This window comes from Pseudomonas sp. LBUM1666, from assembly GCF_059695775.1.
Window position 1 is genome coordinate 84032 of the sequence record NZ_CP166789.1, and the last position, 17473, is coordinate 101504.

At 57.8% G+C, this 17473-nt stretch carries 20 protein-coding genes; 8 read left to right on the forward strand and 12 right to left on the reverse strand.

Annotated elements, in window-relative coordinates:
- Positions 1 to 141 precede the first annotated feature (141 nt).
- Positions 142 to 447: a hypothetical protein gene (locus tag ACA056_RS00400; protein WP_497269676.1), complete on the forward strand. Its 306-nt coding sequence runs from the start codon at positions 142 to 144 to the stop codon at positions 445 to 447.
- A 102-nt stretch (positions 448 to 549) separates the two neighbouring features.
- Here ACA056_RS00400 and ACA056_RS00405 read toward each other — a convergent pair whose 3' ends face one another.
- From ACA056_RS00405 to ACA056_RS00415, 3 genes are read right to left on the reverse strand one after another with little or no spacing between them, the layout of a single operon-like run.
- Complete coding sequence (locus ACA056_RS00405; protein ID WP_497269678.1) at positions 550 to 1851, reverse strand: c-type cytochrome; 1302 nt, start codon at positions 1849 to 1851, stop codon at positions 550 to 552.
- A gap of 12 nt (positions 1852 to 1863) precedes the next feature.
- Positions 1864 to 3648 carry a GMC family oxidoreductase gene (locus ACA056_RS00410; RefSeq protein ID WP_497269680.1) on the reverse strand — a complete coding sequence of 595 codons (1785 nt, stop codon included), beginning with the start codon at positions 3646 to 3648 and terminating at the stop codon, positions 1864 to 1866.
- A gap of 2 nt (positions 3649 to 3650) precedes the next feature.
- Positions 3651 to 4391: a gluconate 2-dehydrogenase subunit 3 family protein gene (locus tag ACA056_RS00415; protein WP_497269682.1), complete on the reverse strand. Its 741-nt coding sequence runs from the start codon at positions 4389 to 4391 to the stop codon at positions 3651 to 3653.
- Between the two features lie 299 nt (positions 4392 to 4690).
- Here ACA056_RS00415 and ACA056_RS00420 point away from each other — a divergent pair, with 299 nt between their 5' ends.
- A complete protein-coding gene (locus ACA056_RS00420) occupies positions 4691 to 5335 on the forward strand; it encodes a phosphatase domain-containing protein (protein ID WP_497269684.1) in 645 nt (214 codons plus the stop codon).
- A 9-nt stretch (positions 5336 to 5344) separates the two neighbouring features.
- Here ACA056_RS00420 and ACA056_RS00425 read toward each other — a convergent pair whose 3' ends face one another.
- From ACA056_RS00425 to prlC, 3 genes are all read right to left on the reverse strand, one after another.
- A complete protein-coding gene (locus ACA056_RS00425) occupies positions 5345 to 7387 on the reverse strand; it encodes a M3 family metallopeptidase (RefSeq protein ID WP_497269686.1) in 2043 nt (680 codons plus the stop codon).
- A gap of 114 nt (positions 7388 to 7501) precedes the next feature.
- Positions 7502 to 7789, reverse strand: a complete 288-nt coding sequence (locus tag ACA056_RS00430; protein ID WP_497269688.1) for a YheV family putative zinc ribbon protein — start codon at positions 7787 to 7789, stop codon at positions 7502 to 7504.
- Positions 7786 to 9837, reverse strand: a complete 2052-nt coding sequence (prlC, locus tag ACA056_RS00435) for an oligopeptidase A (RefSeq protein WP_497269690.1) — start codon at positions 9835 to 9837, stop codon at positions 7786 to 7788. Before prlC ends, ACA056_RS00430 begins: the two co-directional genes overlap by 4 nt.
- An 89-nt stretch (positions 9838 to 9926) precedes the next feature.
- Between prlC and ACA056_RS00440 the strand changes: the two genes are divergently transcribed.
- Entirely contained in the window at positions 9927 to 10472 is a 546-nt protein-coding gene (locus tag ACA056_RS00440; protein WP_497269692.1) for a gamma carbonic anhydrase family protein, read from the forward strand.
- A gap of 26 nt (positions 10473 to 10498) precedes the next feature.
- On the forward strand, positions 10499 to 11149 hold the full coding sequence (locus ACA056_RS00445; RefSeq protein WP_497269694.1) for an HAD family hydrolase: 651 nt from the start codon (positions 10499 to 10501) through the stop codon (positions 11147 to 11149).
- A 105-nt stretch (positions 11150 to 11254) separates the two neighbouring features.
- On the opposite strand, the gene ACA056_RS00450 is transcribed toward ACA056_RS00445, so the two are convergent.
- A complete protein-coding gene (locus tag ACA056_RS00450) occupies positions 11255 to 12346 on the reverse strand; it encodes an aminopeptidase (protein WP_497269696.1) in 1092 nt (363 codons plus the stop codon).
- Between the two features lie 59 nt (positions 12347 to 12405).
- On the opposite strand from ACA056_RS00450, the gene ACA056_RS00455 reads away from it, so the two are divergent.
- Together ACA056_RS00455 and ACA056_RS00460 are read left to right on the forward strand one after the other, a co-directional pair.
- Positions 12406 to 12828, forward strand: a complete 423-nt coding sequence (locus ACA056_RS00455) for a PA0061/PA0062 family lipoprotein (protein ID WP_076029119.1) — start codon at positions 12406 to 12408, stop codon at positions 12826 to 12828.
- A 40-nt stretch (positions 12829 to 12868) separates the two neighbouring features.
- A complete protein-coding gene (locus tag ACA056_RS00460) occupies positions 12869 to 13291 on the forward strand; it encodes a PA0061/PA0062 family lipoprotein (RefSeq protein ID WP_497269698.1) in 423 nt (140 codons plus the stop codon).
- Positions 13292 to 13297: 6 nt separating this feature from the next.
- On the opposite strand, the gene ACA056_RS00465 is transcribed toward ACA056_RS00460, so the two are convergent.
- Complete coding sequence (locus ACA056_RS00465) at positions 13298 to 13531, reverse strand: DUF1161 domain-containing protein (RefSeq protein ID WP_258698414.1); 234 nt, start codon at positions 13529 to 13531, stop codon at positions 13298 to 13300.
- A 157-nt stretch (positions 13532 to 13688) separates the two neighbouring features.
- On the reverse strand, positions 13689 to 14120 hold the full coding sequence (locus ACA056_RS00470) for an OsmC family protein (protein ID WP_008152515.1): 432 nt from the start codon (positions 14118 to 14120) through the stop codon (positions 13689 to 13691).
- Positions 14121 to 14361: 241 nt separating this feature from the next.
- Here ACA056_RS00470 and ACA056_RS00475 point away from each other — a divergent pair, with 241 nt between their 5' ends.
- Positions 14362 to 15363: an LLM class flavin-dependent oxidoreductase gene (locus tag ACA056_RS00475; RefSeq protein ID WP_095126740.1), complete on the forward strand. Its 1002-nt coding sequence runs from the start codon at positions 14362 to 14364 to the stop codon at positions 15361 to 15363.
- A gap of 68 nt (positions 15364 to 15431) precedes the next feature.
- On the opposite strand, the gene ACA056_RS00480 is transcribed toward ACA056_RS00475, so the two are convergent.
- Both ACA056_RS00480 and ACA056_RS00485 read right to left on the reverse strand, forming a co-directional pair.
- Positions 15432 to 15653, reverse strand: coding sequence for a DUF1161 domain-containing protein (locus tag ACA056_RS00480; protein ID WP_497269701.1), 222 nt, complete (start codon positions 15651 to 15653; stop codon positions 15432 to 15434).
- A gap of 122 nt (positions 15654 to 15775) precedes the next feature.
- Positions 15776 to 15991: a dodecin gene (locus ACA056_RS00485; protein ID WP_008027736.1), complete on the reverse strand. Its 216-nt coding sequence runs from the start codon at positions 15989 to 15991 to the stop codon at positions 15776 to 15778.
- Positions 15992 to 16146: 155 nt separating this feature from the next.
- Between ACA056_RS00485 and ACA056_RS00490 the strand changes: the two genes are divergently transcribed.
- Complete coding sequence (locus ACA056_RS00490) at positions 16147 to 16473, forward strand: ElaB/YgaM/YqjD family protein (RefSeq protein WP_054047930.1); 327 nt, start codon at positions 16147 to 16149, stop codon at positions 16471 to 16473.
- Here ACA056_RS00490 and ACA056_RS00495 read toward each other — a convergent pair.
- Positions 16470 to 17363: a LysR family transcriptional regulator gene (locus ACA056_RS00495; protein ID WP_497269704.1), complete on the reverse strand. Its 894-nt coding sequence runs from the start codon at positions 17361 to 17363 to the stop codon at positions 16470 to 16472. The two genes, ACA056_RS00490 and ACA056_RS00495, sit on opposite strands and share 4 nt — an antisense overlap.
- Positions 17364 to 17473 lie beyond the last annotated feature (110 nt).

Below are 17473 nucleotides of genomic sequence, written 5' to 3' on the forward strand. Positions count from 1 at the left end.
CTGGTTTTTTGTATTTCTACCGATTGGTTAAAGTGTTCGTCACCATGAGATACATATAACGCCTGGCATAGTTACAAGAGCTATTAGTAATATCCTCCTCGCACGAAGTTCTCGTGTTCAACTATTAAATGGAATTAATTAATGTCGAATTACAATCAGCGCGGTATTTTTTTGCAACTGATGCGGGCGTCTATTGTTAGTCCAAAAGAAGTTCGGGTTTCAATGCAGTTTGCACTGAAGGAAGAGGGTTACGATCCGGAAAACCGTGCTGTCACTTACGCTCTGCTGGACTCGAGCACCCGCGAGGCCGTATCGAACGACGGTGGCAAGACTTTCACCATGGGTCCCGCCCGTACTGACGTAGACGGTGATGGTGACATCGACGCACAAGACAAGGCTGTTCTGCTGGCCTTGGCGAGTGCCTATTCGAAGATCGTCAATCCGTAATCGCGATTGAACGCATGCAGTCGGTAAATATTGAGTGCGCGGTAGGTTGTAACTAAACCTAAAAAAGCGGTATGGAGTTTCCATGCCGCTTTTTTATTTTATTTAATGAGTCTTCGCTTGGCCAATGTCATCATTTGAAGTTGTTTTCATATCGTCTTCCCTTAACGCCATTACATCACTGGCTTTAACAGTGGCACCTTTATTTCCCCAGCCAGTGGCAATGAAACTCACCACATCCGCCACTTCCTGATCCGACAAGCGCCAGGCGAATCCCGGCATGGTAAAGGTCGAAGGCGCCGTGTGAGTCGCCGGCAGCGTACCTCCCTTGAGCACGATGTGAATCAGCGACGTCGGATCCTCCGACTGCAACACCGGGTTGCCCGCCAGCGCCGGGAACACTTTGGTGTAGCCATGGCCATCGGTACGGTGACAGGCCGCGCAGTTGTCGATGTACACCGAAGCGCCGCGCTTGCTGTCGTCCCCGTTCCACAGTGCCTGTGCGATCTGTTTGTCGTACTGGTGCGGTTGGTCGTCTGGATCATTCGCCGGCAAGGACTTGAGGTAACGGGCAATCGCGGTCAGATCGTTGTCGGTCATGTACTGCATGCTGTGAGTCACCACATCACTCATGCCACCAAACACTGCGCTACGATCGCTGCGACCGGTCTTGAGGAACTGCACCAGTTGTTCTTCGCTCCAGCTGCCGAGGCCGTCCTTGTGATCGCCGCGCAGACTTTTCGCGATCCAGCCTTCCAATGGCGCACTCCCTGACAGAAATGCGCTGCCTTCGTCTGCATTCAAGGCTTTTTCCTGCATGGTCAGGGCACGCGGCGTATGGCACGCGCCGCAATGTCCGAGGCCTTCCACCAGATAAGCCCCACGACTGACCGCGGCATCTTCGCCGGGTGCCGCTTTGTAGTCCGCCACAGCCGGGGAAAACATCCAGCGCCAGCCCGCAAGCGGCCAGCGCATGCTCAAAGGCCAGGGGATGTCGCTGTCCTTGTTCTCCTGAGCGACAGGCGCTACGCCGTGCATAAAGTAGGCGTACAAGGCTTTCATGTCGGTTTCGTTGACGCTGGCGTAGGACGGATAGGGCATCGCCGGGTACAAGGTACTACCGTTTTTGGCGACGCCCTGCCGGACTGCTTTGTCGAAGTCCTCGAAGCTGTAGTCACCCAGGCCGGTTTTATCCGGCGTGATATTGGTGGAGTAGATCGTCCCGATCGGCGTTTCCATCGGCAGACCACCGGCGAACGGCTTGCCGTCCTTGGCGGTGTGGCAGGCCACGCAGTCGCCCGCGCGGGCAAGATATTCGCCTTGTTTGATCAGGTTTTGATCGATTTCTGCGGCGTTGACCGAGCCATAACCGAGCAGCGCCAAGGTCGCGATAACAAGTGCTTTCATGGTCATCGCTCCTTAAGCCTGAACCAGCGGGCCGGGGTTTTTCAGGTACTGCTCGCGGATCGCCCGGGCCGACCAGTAGGTCAAGGCTGCCACCAGGCCGGTAGGGTTGTAGCCCAGACCTTGTGGGAAAGCTGACGCTCCGGGGACGAAAACGTTGTGTACGTCCCAGCTCTGCAAGTAACGGTTCAGGGCGCTGGTTTTCGGATTGGTGCCCATGATCGCGCCACCGTTGAGGTGGGTGGTCTGGTAAGACGCGGTGTTGAAGTGATCGCCAACCTTCTTGCCCAGTACCGCGATGGCCTTGGGGCTCATCGCTTCGGCGATCTTGCCCATTTTCTCGACCATGAAGCGGTTCATCTTGATGTCGTTTTCCTGCCAGTCGAAGGTCATCCGCAATAGCGGCAAGCCGTAGGCATCGCGGTACACCGGGTCCAGATCGAGGTAATTGCCACGGTAGGATTGATGCGCGCCGTGGGCATCCATCGACACTTGATGGGTGTAGTAATCGGCGGTTGCACGTTTCCAGGCACTGCCCCAGGCCGGGGTGCCCGGCGGGTTGGATGTGCCGGCGATCGGTCGGCTGCCGGCCTGGTTGACCCACATCGGCGAGCCGCCGACGAAACCATGGGGCCCGTGATCGAAGTTGTCGGCGTTGAAGTCGTCCACCGCCACGCCGTTACCGCCGGCACCAATAAAGTTATTGGTGTGGGTGTCTTTGTCGAAGTAGGCCTTGATGGTGGCCATGTTCTGGTAGGCGAAGTTCTTGCCGACCACGCCTTCCCCGCTGACCGGGTCGTACGGCTTACCGATACCCGAAAGCAACATCAGCCGCACATTGTGGAACTGGAAGGCACCGAGGATCACCAGATCTGCCGGCTGCTCGATTTCCCGGCCCTGGCCGTCGATGTAGGTCACACCTGTCGCCTTGCTCTTGGTGCTGTCGAGATTGACCCGCAGTACGTGGGAGTTGGGCCGCAGCTCGAAATTGGGCAGCGGTTTGAGCGCCGGCAGAATGTTTACGTTCGGCGATGCCTTGGAATACATGTAGCAGACATAACCGCTGCAAAAACCGCAGAAGTTGCACGGTCCCATCTGTGCGCCGTAGGGGTTGGTGTAGGGGCCTGACGTATTGGCCGAGGGCAGGTTGTAGGGTTTGTAACCCACTGCGGTGGCCGCTTTCTGAAACAGCTGTGCGGAAACCGTGTTCTTCTGCGATTCCAGCGGGAAATGATTCGAACGATCCGGCGCGTACGGGTTGCCGCCCTTGCCTTCGCCGACCAGCTGACCCTTCACCGTCCAGGCTTGGCCCGAAGTGCCGAAGACCTTCTCGGCGTAATCGAAAAACGGTTCCAGCTCTTCATAGCTGACGCCGAAGTCCTGGATGGTCATGTCCTTGGGGATGAAGCTTTTGCCGTAGCGTTCTTCATAGTGGCTGCGCATGCGCAACTCGATCGGGTCGACCCGAAAGTGCACGCCGGACCAGTGCAAACCGGCGCCGCCGACACCATTGCCGGGCAGGAAGGCGCCCAGTTGGCGGTTCGGCAACGCGATGTCATTCACGCTATGGCGAATGGTCACGGTCTCTTTGGAAATGTCCTGGAAGAGTTTTTTACGCACGCTGTAGGTGAGTTCGTCGATCACCTGTGGGTAATTGCCGTCGGGATAGGTGTCCTGCATCGGCCCGCGCTCCAGCGCCAGCACATTCAGTCCGGCTTCTGTCAGCTCCTTGGCCATGATCGCGCCCGTCCAGCCAAAACCGACGATCACTGCGTCGACCTTCTTCATTACCGTTGCCATGCTTACGCCCTCTCGCCGCGAATCGAAACTGCCGGGAAGGGGTATTGCTCGTTGCGTTCCACCCAATCCATGAAATCGGCGCGGGCGCCGGGGAAGCCGATCATGGTCCAGCCGACCATGCCTTTATTGCCGCCGTGAATCGGGTCGCAGAAGAACCCTTCTTTGGTGTTTTGCAGCAGCAGGTTGAAGAAAATCTTCGCTGGAACGCTGTCGAACTGAGGTTTTCCGGCCTCGAGTTGCTTGAGCAAATCGTCTCGGGTAGCGCTGTCTTGCTCAGCAAATACTTTACCGTTGAACGCTTTCGACCAAGCATCCGTCGCGGCGATGCCCAGGCGATAAATCTCTTTGGGCACCAGTTTGCTCTGCCAGCCCATTTCCGGAGCAGCGTCTGCGTTGAACGGTCCCTGCATGAACCACAGCGCGCCGGCCGCGTAAGGCGTGTTCATCTGGCGGTCGATGTATTCGGGCACACCGGCTTCCAGGGCGCCTGGCCCTTGGGCATCGCTTGGAATCAGCTGGGCGACAGCCGCCTGGATGAACGTCCATTCTTCGGCGGTGAAGTAGCTTGGTTCATAGGTGCTGGTGCTGACCGGTGCTTTGCCGGAACTGGCCGGGGGGGCTTCGGGCGCGGCCATCAGGACCGTGCTGCCCAGACCGGTGCTGGCAACGGTGACCACCGGGATCAAGGTCAGGGATTTGCGCAAAAACTCACGCCGCGGGTTGTCTCGATCTTGATCGGACATAGGGTGGCACCTCATCAGGCATAGCGGTTTTTCAGCCGTCTCGCAGGACGACTTTTCGTTTTGGCACCGATGCAGATCACCAGCAAGCCGGGAGCCATAGGGCGCATCGGTAATATGGAGAAACAAATGGTAGCAGGCTAAGCATAAAGATGAACCGATTCAGCTAAAAAACCTCGGTTTTGCGACGAAAGCGTTCGGCTGATTCACGATTCTTTGACAGACGGGTCACAGGCCTTTGACCGCTCGGGGTTGAAGCTCGGTGTCATCTTCCCGACTCTTCCTGAACGGTCACCCCGAGCATGTCTCTACTGCGTTCTATCCCAGCGATTTGCCTGTCGCTGGCCGCACTTTTAAACCTGACGCTGGCCCTTGCTGACGACAGTGCATTGCCCCGACCTGCGGAGTGGGCTCAATCGGTCGAGGTGCAATACAACCTCTTCAAAATGTCCCCGACGCTCTATCGCAGTGCATTGCCCGACAGAGGTGCGGTGCCGTTACTGGAAAAGCTCAAGGTCGGGACCGTTATCACGTTCCTGCCCGAGTCGGATTCAAGCTGGTTATCGACGCCAGGAATCGCACAAATACAGCTGCCCTACCGCACCGACCACGTGGATGACGCGGATGTACTCAAAGCCCTTCGAACGATCCAGACCGCCGAAGCCAAGGGGCCGGTGCTGATGCACTGCAAACATGGTTCCGACCGCACTGGCCTGATGGCGGCCATGTACCGGGTCGTGTTGCAAGGCTGGAGCAAGGAAGACGCCCTGAACGAAATGATCCAGGGCGGCTTTGGTGACAGCACTCATTTCAAGGGCGGCATCCGTTACATGATGCAGGCCGATGTCGACAAGCTCCGCACTGCGTTGGCCAACGGCGATTGCAGCACGAGTCCGTTCGCCAGTTGTTCGATGAAGAGCTGGTTCAAATCGGCGCACGTCGAGTAAACCGTTGCCTCAGCGGGTAACGGTCTCTGACGAAAGCGCGAACAGATCTTCGGCGATCGGCCGTCCAAGAAACGCTTCCAGGGCGGTCAGCAAGGAGCGCGAATCGCCCGGAGAAAAAAACGCCTCGCGAAAGGCTCGCCCTGTTTGCGCATTGAAGACCCAATCCTGACGGAATCGCTTGAAGGCTTCGATGGCCAGTACGCCTGACCACGTGTAGGCGTAAACGGAGGCGGCGTAACCGGTCACCATGTAGTCAAAGCCGTTTTCGAACCGACAATAAGACGGCAGTTGCACGTGGGGAATCTCCTGCTGAACGTCTTCGAATACCTGCTGAATGCTACGGCCATCGCCTTGGCTGTGGTGCACTTCGAAATCGAACATCGCACCCATCAGCAAGAGTGCGGTTTGTCGGCGGGTCTGGGTTTCGAAGGCTGCCAGTGCCGCGTCTACCCGCGCCTCGGTCAAGCGTTCACCGCTTTGGTGGTGGGCACCCAGCCATAATAGAAACTCCCGTGACAGGCACCACTGCTCGAATACTTGCCCTGCGAACTCCACCGTATCGCGCGCCAGTTGGGAAATGCCGGAAAGGTTGTGATGCGGCGAACTCGTTAGCACGTGTTGCAGACAATGACCGAATTCATGAAAAAGCACCCGCAGATCCTTGTGCTCAAGCAGGCACGGATGGCCGTCGACCCCAGGCGTGAAGTTGCAGTGAAGATCGGCAATCGGTAACGCTACGCGGCCTTCGGCGTTTATTCGTCGGTTTCGCAGTGTGCCGGTCCAGGCGAAATCCGGAGCTTCTTTGCGGTGGAACGGGTCAAGATAAATATGCCCGATGGTCTGACCATGCTCGCTGATCTCAAACAGGCGCACGTCGTTATGCCAGCGACTGAATTCAGCCTGCTCGAGGATCCGGATCCCGAACAGGCGTTCGCAGAACAGGCAGAGTCGTCGCAAGGTGCCGTCCAGGGGAAAATAGTCGCGCAGATTCTTCAGGGCTTCAGGGAAACGATGGTGGCGCAGTTGTTCAGCGAGAAATTCGTGGTCCCAGGCGTGTACTTCCGAGATGCCCCGTTCGAGCGCAAACTCTTGTAGCTCCTTTGAATCCCGTGCAAGGGGCGGTGCGTTCAATGTCACTTGCCGGCGCAGGAAACTTCGAACTTGATCGATGGACTCGGCCACTGCGGTGGCCAGACGCAGTTGCGCGAAATTATCGAAACCTAGCAGTTCGGCTTTCTGGTGGCGCAGCGAAAGCAGCAACGTCAGTACAGGATCATTATTGAACTCGTCGGCATGCGGGCCTTGATCGGACGCGCGCGTGGAGTACGCCACGAAATATTCTTCTCGCAATGCCCGATTTTCGGCATACCTCATGATTTGCTGGTAGGTGTTTTCATCCAGGGGAATCAGCCAGCCTTCATGTCCTGCCTCTTTGGCCAGGTGTCTCAGACGATTTTTTACGGTGGGGTATAAACCTTCCAGTACCGCAACGTCATCGACGTGCTTGGTCCATGCAGCGTTGGCGCTTTTCAGATGGATGAGAAACAGCTCTTCGAGCTGATCGATGTCGAGGTTCAACTTGGCCAGTTTTTCCCGTTGCGCCAGTGGCAAGTCGATTCCCGACAATTGAGATTTACGCAGAATCTTGGCCAGCGCAGCCTTGCGCGGTTCATCGAAGTTGAGGGCGATCGAACTGTTCGCCAACCGCTGATATGCATCAAACAACGGACGATTGCTCATTCTTTCGGATCGGTACTGCGCCCCAGCGTCGCTGCACGCAGCAGCTGCCGTGCTCCAGGCGGTATCGTTGTGTTTCGCCATCGACAGGATCTGGATGATGCCCAAAGCTTCGCCCAGGCGCGCATCGATTTCATCGATGGCCAGAACCAGGTCATCCCAATTGGGAAATACGGCTTGGCTGATGATGGTTTCGGCAATGATCTGCCGGTTGTCGGTAATGATGGCTGTGATTGCCGGCACGAGGTGCTCGGTGCGGACCTCCGACCAGGGCGGCAGGTCCCAGGCCTGCAAAAGCGGATTGGTGTCGGGCATGGCGTCTTCCTTGAGTAGAGGCTGAATGTGGTCAGCCTATAAAGGAAGCGCAGGGGAAAGGTGGTAGATAGATACCACCTTCCAATCCGTTCAGGAGTGGAAGGTGGAGTTGACTCAGTGTTGCTCGTCAGGCTTTTTCTTCAGCTTCGGGTTCGGGAAAAACTGCACGGCCTGAACCTTGGCATCCGGCACCTTCAGCGCCGAGATGTTGACCCGCGTACCCAATTCCTTGGGCACGGACAGGCCTTGTTCATTCAGCGTGTCCGAATAACCGCAGGCCACGCACTCGCGGTGCGGGACTTCGTCTTCGTTCCACATCATCAACTTGTCCGGCTCGCTGCAGGCCGGGCAGACTGCCCCGGCGATAAAGCGCTTTTTCGTGATCACAGGACCCTCGCTCATGCTGCCGCGACCTCACTCAGGCCGCTGTGGCGCAAGAGTGCGTCAATCGACGGCGGACGTCCGCGGAAGTCGACGAACAGCACCATTGGCTCCTGGGAGCCGCCGCGCGCCAGGATCGCTTCGCGGAACGCACGACCGGTCTCGGCGTTGAGCACGCCTTCTTCTTCGAATTTCGAGAAGGCATCCGCCGACAGCACTTCAGCCCATTTGTAGCTGTAGTAGCCCGCCGCATAACCGCCGGCGAAGATGTGGGCGAAGCTGTTAGGGAAGCGGTTGTAGGCCGGTGGGCGCATGACCGACACCTCGTCGCGCACACCTTCAAGTACTTGCGCCACGCTACGGCCGTCACCGTGGGTGGCGTGCAGGTCGAAGTCGAATAGCGAGAACTCCAGCTGGCGGACCATCATCAGACCGGACTGGAAGTTCTTCGCGGCGAGCATTTTTTCCAGCAGGTCCTGAGGCAGCGGTTCGCCGGTTTCGTAGTGACCGGAGATCAGCGCCAGACCTTCCGGCTCCCAGCACCAGTTCTCCATGAACTGGCTTGGCAGCTCGACCGCATCCCAGGCCACGCCGTTGATGCCGGATACGCCGGCGTGTTCAACGCGGGTCAACAGGTGATGCAAGCCGTGACCGAATTCGTGGAACAGGGTCGTCACTTCATCGTGGGTCAGCAGTGCTGGCTTGCCGCTGTCGGCCGGGGTGAAGTTGCACACCAGGTTCGCCACCGGACTTTGCAATACGCCGCTGATCGTGCGGCGACGGTCGCGGGCGCCGTCCATCCAGGCACCGCCGCGCTTGTTGGCGCGAGCATAGAGGTCAAAGAAGAAGCGGCCGACGTGCTGGCCGTTTTCCTTGATTTCGAACAGGCGGACATCGGGGTGCCAGGCGTCGAACCCTTTCAGCTCGGCGATCTCGATGCCGTACAGACGCTGGACGATAGCAAACAGACCGCCCAGCACTTTGTCGATCGGGAAGTAAGCACGCAGTGCTTCTTGAGCAACGCTGTAACGTTGTTCACGAAGCTTTTCACCGTAGAAACCGCTGTCCCAGCTTTGCAGGTCAGGGCAGCCTTGTTCGGCGGCGTACGCCTTGAGCTGTTCCAGATCCTGGGCGGCGAACGGCTTGCTGCGCTTGGCCAGATCGCGCAGGAAACTCAGCACCTGATCGCTCGATTCGGCCATTTTGGTGGCCAGACTCAGCTCCGAGAAGCTGGCGAAGCCCAAGAGTTTTGCAAGCTCCTGACGCAGATCGAGGATTTCTTCCATGACCGGGCCGTTATCGTTCTGACCGGCATTCGGCCCTTGGTCCGACGCACGAGTGCAGTAGGCGGCGTAGACTTCTTCGCGCAGGGCGCGGTCCTGGGCGTAGGTCATCACCGCGTAGTAGCTCGGGAATTCCAGGGTGATCAGGAAGCCTTCCAGGCCTTTGGCCTGTGCAGCCGCGGCCATTTGCGCCTTGGCCGAGTCGGTCAGGCCGGCGAGGGCGGCTTCATCGGTGACGTGCTTGGTCCAGGCTTGAGTAGCGTCGAGCAGCTGATTGGAGAAGCGGCTGCCCAGCTCCGACAATTTGCTCTGCACTTCGGCGTAACGCTTTTGTTCGGCTTCCGGCAGGTCGATACCCGACAGACGGAAGTCACGCAGGGAGTGTTCCAGGATAGTTTTCTGCGCCACCTCGAAACCGGCAGCTTCGGGACTGTTAGCCAGCGCTTCGAATGCTTCGAACAACTCGCGGTTCTGCCCCAGTTCGGTGGAATAGGCGCTCAAGGCTGGCAGACAGGACTCGTAGGCTTCGCGCAATTCGGCGCTGTTGCACACGGCATTCAGGTGGCTGACCGGGCTCCAGGCGGCGCCCAGTCGATCATTCAGCTCGTCCATCGCCAGCACCAGGCCGGTCCAGGTCGGTTGTTTGCCCTGGGTTTTGAGGATCTCGATAATGGCGGCGCGGTTGTCAGCCAGGATCTGTTCGATGGCCGGTTGCACGTGTTCGGCACGGATCGCCGAGAACGGCGGCAGGTCGTAGGACTGCAAAAGAGGGTTGTTCACGCTCACGGTTGGCACCTTGGCTGGAAGAAACATTGCGCCATCTTAATTACAATCGACGCTCACCGCAGCTATCAGCAAAAGAGAGAGAGCCTATCGTGACCCTTCGCAAGTATCAGAACCACACGCCGCAACTGGGTAAAGGCGCCTTTGTCGACGGCTCGGCGGTGGTGATCGGCGACGTCGAAATCGGCGAAGACAGCTCGGTCTGGCCGCTGACGGTGATTCGTGGCGATATGCACCGCATCCGTGTCGGCGCGCGCACCAGCGTGCAGGACGGTTGTGTGCTGCACATCACCCATGCCGGGCCGTTCAACCCTGATGGCTTTCCGTTGCTGATTGGCGACGATGTGACCATCGCGCATAAAGTCATGCTCCACGGCTGCACCGTGGGCAGTCGGATTCTGATCGGCATGGGCAGCATCGTCATGGACGGTGCGGTGGTCGAGGACGACGTGATTATCGGTGCTGGCAGCCTGGTGCCCCCGGGCAAACGCCTTGAAAGCGGCTTCCTTTATGTGGGCAGTCCGGTGAAACAGGTCCGGCCGCTGACTGACAAGGAAAGAGCCTTTTTCACCTACAGCGCCGCGAACTACGTGAAGCTCAAGAATTTGCATCTGGCCGAAGGCTACGACCAGCTCTGACCCTGCGCCCTTATTCAGGATTCAACATGCATTACCAAACCGTATTGTTCGACCTCGATGGCACCCTGACCGATCCACGCGAGGGCATCACCCGTTCGATCCAGTTCGCCTTGAGCAAACTGGGCATCGATGAACCTGACCTGACCAAACTTGAACACTTCATCGGCCCGCCGTTGTTGCAGGCGTTCATGCAGTTCTACGATTTCGACGAGCCCAAGGCCTGGGAAGCGGTGAATTTCTATCGCGAACGCTTCAAGGTCACCGGCCTGTACGAGAACCGCGTATTCGACGGCGTCACACCACTGTTGGAAACCCTCGGCGGGCAAGGGCGACAGCTGTACATCGCGACGTCCAAACCGTGGATTTTTGCCCGGGAAATTGCCCGGCACTTCGACTTCGCCAAGCACTTCAAAGTGATCTATGGCAGCGAACTGGATGGAACCCGGACCAACAAAGTCGAGCTGATTGCCCACTTGATGGCCGAAGAAGGCCTGGACCCGGCCAGCACCCTGATGATCGGCGACCGTAAACACGATCTGATCGGTGCGCGCAGTAACGGGCTGGATGCGGCGGCTGTCGGTTATGGCTTTGGCAGCGGGGAAGAGTTGAGCGCTGAAGCGCCGGTTTATCACTTCGAGACGCTGGAAGAGATGCATCAGGCGTTTTTGCAGCGTTAATTGAACCGCCATCGCGAGCAAGCTCGCTCCCACAGTGGACCTGTGTCTACAAATCTAATGTGGGAGCGAGCTTGCTCCGGGCGGCGTTCCGACGATGAGGTCCGATCAGCCACCGCGACTTTTCAATTGAGCCAAAGCATTCAGTGCCGCCTTACGCTCCCCAACCGACAACGCACCAAGCTGCTCGACTGCCGCATAAAACTTCACCCAATCCCCACCCTCTTGTCTGAACAACGCGGCAAACGCCGGCACCCATTGGTCGTACAGCCCAAATGGCAACAGCCGGGCATTGTTCATCGGCGCATTGATCCACGCGTCATAGCGTTTGTCCCCAGCCCATTGGCTGTCGCGCAGCTGCCGGTATTCACCCCGCAAGCGCTCGAACTCGGCGGCTTTGCGCTGGCGCATCTGGTCGGCGGGCAGGGGCAGGGTGTACAGCCGTTCGAGTCGCGTGCGGGTATCCAGAACCAATTGAATGAACTGGTCCCGTTGCTGCACCTGTGCGCCGCTGTCCGGCGCCAGGCCGCGGAATGCACGCCATTGGCGGGTGCCTTCCTGTTCGACGAAGGTGGCGAAAGACTCATTGAACTCGGTGTCGTCCTTCACATAAAAACGTTGATGCGCCAGTTCATGGAAGATCAGCGTGGCCAATCGTTCGTCACCCCAGGCCATCATCGGACTGATAATCGGATCGTTGAACCAGCCGAGCGTCGAATAAGCCTCGACGCCGCCGATCGACACGTCCATACCTTGCAATCGTTGCAATGCAGCTTCACCGCGGGCCGCGCTCTGACTGTAATAACCGCGATAGGCGACGCAACCGGCGATCGGAAAGCAATGGTTCTGTGGTGTCAGGGAAAATTCCGGCGTGGCAAACACGTTCCAGACTACGAACGGCCGGCCAATGTCGGCGTACAAACGGTAACTCTGGTTATCCGGCAGCTGCAGCTGTTGGCTGGCGAACGTGCGGGCCTTTTGCGATTGAGTCAGGTGCGCACGCAATTGCTGATCGCGACCGGGATCGGCAATGACTGAGGAAACCGGCTCTCGCGCCCGCAGCAATTGCAGCTGACCACTGGCCAATTGGCCGTAATAGCTGACGCCGGCGCAACCGTTGAGAAACAAAAACAACACACCCGGAAACAAAATGCGTAAAACGCGATCAAGTAACCCAAGGCTTGGAAGCGGCCTGATCAAAATGAATCATCCCTGGAGAGTCTGCCCGCAAGACTATCCCGCCTGACTGGAGCTCCGCTATGCGCACGTTGATGCTGACAGGAAGCCTGCTGATGCTGGCAGGTTGTGCTGGATTCGGATTACCCCCTCATGATCCGGCTCAAGCGTGGATCGACCTGGATTCGAAGCAGGAAGACACCGCGCTGCAAGCGCTGGAAGTCGATGACAAGGCCGCCACCGACAAGCGCTATTTTGAGGTTCAGCCGGGTAGCCATGAGTTGACGGTTCGTTACCAATTCCCGGTCGCGCCAACCAACATCGGACCCGACGCCGAACCACTTTGGCGTGACTGTCAGCTAAACGTGAAATTCAACGACTTCAACGCTGGCGAGCGGTATCAGCTCAAAGCAGGAAATATCGGCTTTCGGCCGTGGGCAAAGCTCTACGATCAACAGCGAAAAGTGATTGGCCAGGGTGTACCGGCAGGCTGCCAACGCACCTGATCGGCGTTATTCTAAAGGACTAGTCCTTGAGAAAATCATCATGCGCAGGTTAACGCTGTTACTTGCTACAAGCATCGTTGCTGGCTGTCAGAGCCCGTTGCCAGCGGTTAATCCGCAGATGGCCTGGGTCGAGTTTTCTACGCCATTCCCCAACGATAAATTGCTGATGGCCGAACGTCTGGACAATCAGCGGTTGCGCGACGGGCGTTTTTTCCAGGTCACCCCCGGTAGCCATGAGCTGATCGTTCGATTCGATTTTGAAGTGCCCGGTGGTGGGGGCTTAGGTGTGATGAATGGCCCCTCGGAACGCTTGTGCTACCTGACCATCAACTACGATCATTTCGAAGCCGGCCAGCGTTATGTGCTGGAAGGCCGTTCGATAGCGTTCACCCCCGGCGCCCGGTTGTACAACGCCAAGCGTGAAATCGTCGCGGAAGATCGAGAGTCCTTTTGCCTCATGTGAGGTGAATCAGCGGTCGTTCTTCTGGTAGATGATTTTCTTCGTGCCGCCTTCGCACGAGCCAACGACCATGTTCTGATCGTGTACTTCGTCGTTGGTGACGATTTCCAGCGTGTAGGACGAGACGTTGTTGGCCTGGATCTTGGCTTCAATCTCGGCCTTGAGTTCTTCACAGGATTTCGGTGCCGCCAGGGCCGATGTGGCCAGCGCGCAACAGATAACCGCCAAGGCGAAACGTTTCATGGTTGAAGCTCCTTTGAGGCAGCGCGCACGGTAATGCGCTTTAGCTGCTGTCATTTATTCGACCACAATCTCGCCAGCCAGGTTTTGTTTCAGGGCAAAAAAAGAACGCAGCCCGCCGAGGCTGCGATCTTTTATCAGGGAGCGCGACAACCCTCTATCAGCTGACCAATGTTGCATCCAGACTGATTTTCGCATTCAGCACTTTGGAAACCGGGCAGCCTTCTTTGGCTTTATTGCTCAATTCCTCAAATTGAGCCTGAGTCGCCCCAGGAATCTTCGCTTTGAGGATCAATTTCACTGCCGTGATCGCGAATCCGCCGTCCACCTGGTCCAGGGTGACTTCGGCATTGGTATCGATGCTGTCAGCCTTGAGACCGGCATCGCCGAGAATCATCGAAAACGCCATGGAGAAGCAGCCCGCGTGCGCTGCGCCGATCAACTCTTCCGGATTGGTGCCCTTGCCGCCTTCGAAACGTGCCTTGAAGCCGTAGGGTGCTTCTCTGAGGACACCGGTTTCCGTGGAAATCGAGCCGATGCCGGTTTTCAGATCACCTTCCCAATGAGCTGATGCTTTCTTTGTAATAGCCATGTCTGCCTCCTCAAGATCCGGCGCGAAGCGTCGCGCCTTCGTGGTTTTCGGTTGCTAGGGTTCTGAGGATAGACCGTGGTGCAAAGTTCACCTGATCTGATCGGTCCTCTTATTTCGTAGGAATTTTGGCTCTGCCATTGAAACTCGGGTATATGCCCTCATTGCATGAATCACGCTTATAGATTCGGCAGGTTTTCGTTTGTAAGAAAAAACCTGCGCCCTCAATTGGAGAAGCAGGCTTATGAAACGACTATCCGATATCAAGTTCTCGACCCTCGATCTGGTGCCCGTGCGGGAGAACGGCAGCGCGGCCCAGTCGCTGCGCAATTCCCTGGACCTGGCGCAGCACGTCGAAAAATTCGGCTACAACCGTTTCTGGGTTGCCGAACACCACAACATGGACGGTATTGCCAGTTCGGCGACTTCGGTTCTGCTTGGCTACCTGGCTGGCGGCACCTCGACCATTCGTGTTGGCTCGGGTGGCGTGATGTTGCCCAACCACGCGCCGCTGGTGATCGCCGAGCAGTTCGGCACGCTCGAAAGTCTGTACCCGGGCCGGATCGACTTGGGCCTGGGTCGTGCACCCGGTTCCGACCAGATGACCGCCCGCGCCTTGCGTCGTGAACGCTCCGGCAGCGCCGACGAGTTCCCGGAAGACGTGGCGGAGCTGATGCGCTACCTCGGCCCGCGCACCCCGGACCAGCGGATCATCGCAATGCCGGGCACCGGCACGAATGTCCCGGTCTGGCTGCTGGGCTCCAGCCTGTTCAGTGCACAACTGGCCGGTGAACGCGGTTTGCCCTACGCCTTCGCCTCACATTTCGCACCGCGCTTCATGCATGAGGCCATTCGCGTCTACCGCAATCACTTCAAGCCTTCAGCAATATTGGATAAGCCCTACGTGATGCTCGGTGTGCCCTTGGTGGCTGCCGACACCGACGAGCAGGCCGATTATCTGGCGACCTCGGTCTATCAGCGGATTCTCGCCCTGATGCGTGGCCAGAGCCTGGTGCAACGTCCTCCGGTAAAAACCATGGACGGCCTGTGGCTGCCTCATGAGAAAGAGGCAGTCGGCGATTTCCTTGGTCTGGCCATGGTTGGCAGCCCGCAGAAAATCCGCGCAAAACTGGAAGTGCTGATCGAGCAGACCCAGGCGGACGAGCTGATTTTCACCTGCGACCTGTACGAACATGCCGATCGCGTGCACTCCTATGAGCTGCTGGCCCAGGTCATGAAGGGCTGACGCTCAAATAGCGAGCCCAAAAAAGCCGACGTCATTGCGTCGGCTTTTTCATATGCGCAGGAATCAGCTTACTTCGTATAGACGATTACCTTGGAGCCTTTTTCACAGGTGCCGACGACTTTCCCGCCCGCAGCGGTGCCTTTATCAACGATTTCAAGTGTATAACCAGCAACGCCTTTGGCATCCAGTTTTGCGGCGATTTCGGCTTTCAGCTCTTCGCACGACTTGCCCTGAGCCAGGGCTGTTCCTGCAAGACTCAACAAACCTACCGCCAAAATAAAATTCTTCATTGGTCGCATTCCCTGGTCGGGTCAATAGGGGCACCCAGCAATCAGCCGGATTTACATATGTAGCGCTTTGCCATTCCCTATGGCGCTCGGCCAGCGCGCAGGCTCAGAAGACTAGCTCAAACTCAGCTACTGGCAATCCGGAACCCGACTTTGAGCGTCACCTGAAAGTGCGCTGCCTTACCGTCCTTGATGTGCCCGCGGGTTTCGGTCACTTCAAACCATTCCATATATTTGAGGCTTTTGCTGGCCTCGGCCAGTGCGTTGTTGATGGCGTCTTCAATGCTGCTGGTGGACGAGCCGACGAGTTCGACTTTCTTGTAGGTGTGATGGTCAGTCATGGCGTTCTCCTCAGGGTGTGAAATACAGACTAGCAGTGATTTTTCGTATTACTTCTGTCGGCCAATCTGAAGTGGAAGTTCAGATTTACTGCACTTTCTCGAACCCCTGAAGTCCCAACCAACACACGCAACTTAATCAATGCAGGAGAGCCACCATGGCCAACACCTCTTTACGTAAAGCCTCATTGCAAAGCATGGAAGCCGAGATCGAGAGTCTGCTGAAGTCTTTGGAAAACCTGAAGGACGACGCCTCGGACGAGTCGCGTAAAACCCTTAAAGCCTTGAAAAGCAACGCTGAGAACGCGCTGAAGCATTCGCGCCATCTGCTCAGCGATGCGTACGAAGAAGTCAAAGTCAAAACCCGTGAAACCGGGATTGCCACGCGGGACTACGCCCAGGAACACCCTTGGACGACTGCGGGTGTGGCTGTCGGTGCATTGGGTCTGCTCGCGGCTTATCTGCTGTGCAAACGCGGTGACTAACCCGTCTGGCGCAGCTCGTTTTTGAGCCACTGCGCCAGTTGCCGAGCTCGCCCGTCGGCGGCGCGCTTGGGTAGCCACAACGCCAGTTGCGCCGGGGTTTCACTGAAGCCCCATGGCGCAACCAAGCGGCCGGCCTTCAAGTCCTCTGCCACCAGCGGCTCGGGCGCAATCGCCACACCCAGGCCGGCCACTGCGGCCTCCAGCAGATAATACAAATGCTCGAAACCCTGTCCGTACTTCAACGCTTTGGCGTCGAGGTCACTTTGCTGTGCCCAGCTTGGCCACGCCTGAGGGCGTGAGGTGGTGTGCAGCAATGGCTCGCTCAGCAGCGCTGCGGGCGGTGCGTTTTGCAGTCGTTCGTAGCCCGCGAATCTCGGGCTCAGGACCGGGCCGATCCGTTCGCTCGCCAACTCATAGACCTGCATGTCCGCTGGCCACGGTGGCTCGGCAAACACCAGCAAGGCGTCCAGCCCCGGGCGACGTGGATCGAGATCGCCCTCGCCAGCCGACAGGTGCAGGCGCAGGTCCGGCAGGTCGGAATTCAGCCGTCCCAACCTGGGAATAAACCAGCGTGCCAACAAGCTGCCCGAGCAACCCAGTACGAACGGTGCATCGGCGGTGCTTTGGGTCAGTTCTGCACAAACAGTCCGTAAACGCTCGAAAGCCTCGCCGCTGGCATCGCGCAAACGAACGCCGGCATCTGTGAGTTTCAGGCCGCGACCATCCTTGATAAACAGGCTCACGCCGAGGTGTTCTTCAAGCACCTTGAGTTGCCGGCTGACAGCGCCATGGGTGACGTGCAGCTGTTCGGCGGCCTTGCTGACGCTGTTCAGGCGGGCAGTCGCTTCGAAGGCCCGAAGGGCGTTCAGCGGGGGAAGGTCATGGCTCATGGTATCTGTGAGTTTTCCTGACAGGTTGCAGCGATCTTATCGGTTTTCAGCTCAAGGCGTGAGGGGTAGAGTTAAGCGCATTGTCATCCCACGCATTCAACTGGAGCGAC

Excerpts from the sequence above, each read along its gene's own strand:
- ACA056_RS00485 (WP_008027736.1), bottom strand. The coding sequence starts at position 15,991 with ATGACTGACCATCACACCTACAAGAAAGTCGAACTCGTCGGCTCGTCC.
- ACA056_RS00415 (WP_497269682.1), bottom strand. The coding sequence starts at position 4,391 with ATGTCCGATCAAGATCGAGACAACCCGCGGCGTGAGTTTTTGCGCAAA.
- ACA056_RS00400 (WP_497269676.1), top strand. The coding sequence starts at position 142 with ATGTCGAATTACAATCAGCGCGGTATTTTTTTGCAACTGATGCGGGCG.
- ACA056_RS00455 (WP_076029119.1), top strand. The coding sequence starts at position 12,406 with ATGCGCACGTTGATGCTGACAGGAAGCCTGCTGATGCTGGCAGGTTGT.
- ACA056_RS00495 (WP_497269704.1), bottom strand. The coding sequence starts at position 17,363 with ATGAGCCATGACCTTCCCCCGCTGAACGCCCTTCGGGCCTTCGAAGCG.
- ACA056_RS00470 (WP_008152515.1), bottom strand. The coding sequence starts at position 14,120 with ATGGCTATTACAAAGAAAGCATCAGCTCATTGGGAAGGTGATCTGAAA.
- ACA056_RS00475 (WP_095126740.1), top strand. The coding sequence starts at position 14,362 with ATGAAACGACTATCCGATATCAAGTTCTCGACCCTCGATCTGGTGCCC.
- ACA056_RS00445 (WP_497269694.1), top strand. The coding sequence starts at position 10,499 with ATGCATTACCAAACCGTATTGTTCGACCTCGATGGCACCCTGACCGAT.
- ACA056_RS00425 (WP_497269686.1), bottom strand. The coding sequence starts at position 7,387 with ATGCCCGACACCAATCCGCTTTTGCAGGCCTGGGACCTGCCGCCCTGG.
- ACA056_RS00480 (WP_497269701.1), bottom strand. The coding sequence starts at position 15,653 with ATGAAGAATTTTATTTTGGCGGTAGGTTTGTTGAGTCTTGCAGGAACA.
- ACA056_RS00490 (WP_054047930.1), top strand. The coding sequence starts at position 16,147 with ATGGCCAACACCTCTTTACGTAAAGCCTCATTGCAAAGCATGGAAGCC.
- ACA056_RS00420 (WP_497269684.1), top strand. The coding sequence starts at position 4,691 with ATGTCTCTACTGCGTTCTATCCCAGCGATTTGCCTGTCGCTGGCCGCA.
- ACA056_RS00410 (WP_497269680.1), bottom strand. The coding sequence starts at position 3,648 with ATGGCAACGGTAATGAAGAAGGTCGACGCAGTGATCGTCGGTTTTGGC.
- ACA056_RS00465 (WP_258698414.1), bottom strand. The coding sequence starts at position 13,531 with ATGAAACGTTTCGCCTTGGCGGTTATCTGTTGCGCGCTGGCCACATCG.
- ACA056_RS00460 (WP_497269698.1), top strand. The coding sequence starts at position 12,869 with ATGCGCAGGTTAACGCTGTTACTTGCTACAAGCATCGTTGCTGGCTGT.
- ACA056_RS00405 (WP_497269678.1), bottom strand. The coding sequence starts at position 1,851 with ATGAAAGCACTTGTTATCGCGACCTTGGCGCTGCTCGGTTATGGCTCG.
- ACA056_RS00430 (WP_497269688.1), bottom strand. The coding sequence starts at position 7,789 with ATGAGCGAGGGTCCTGTGATCACGAAAAAGCGCTTTATCGCCGGGGCA.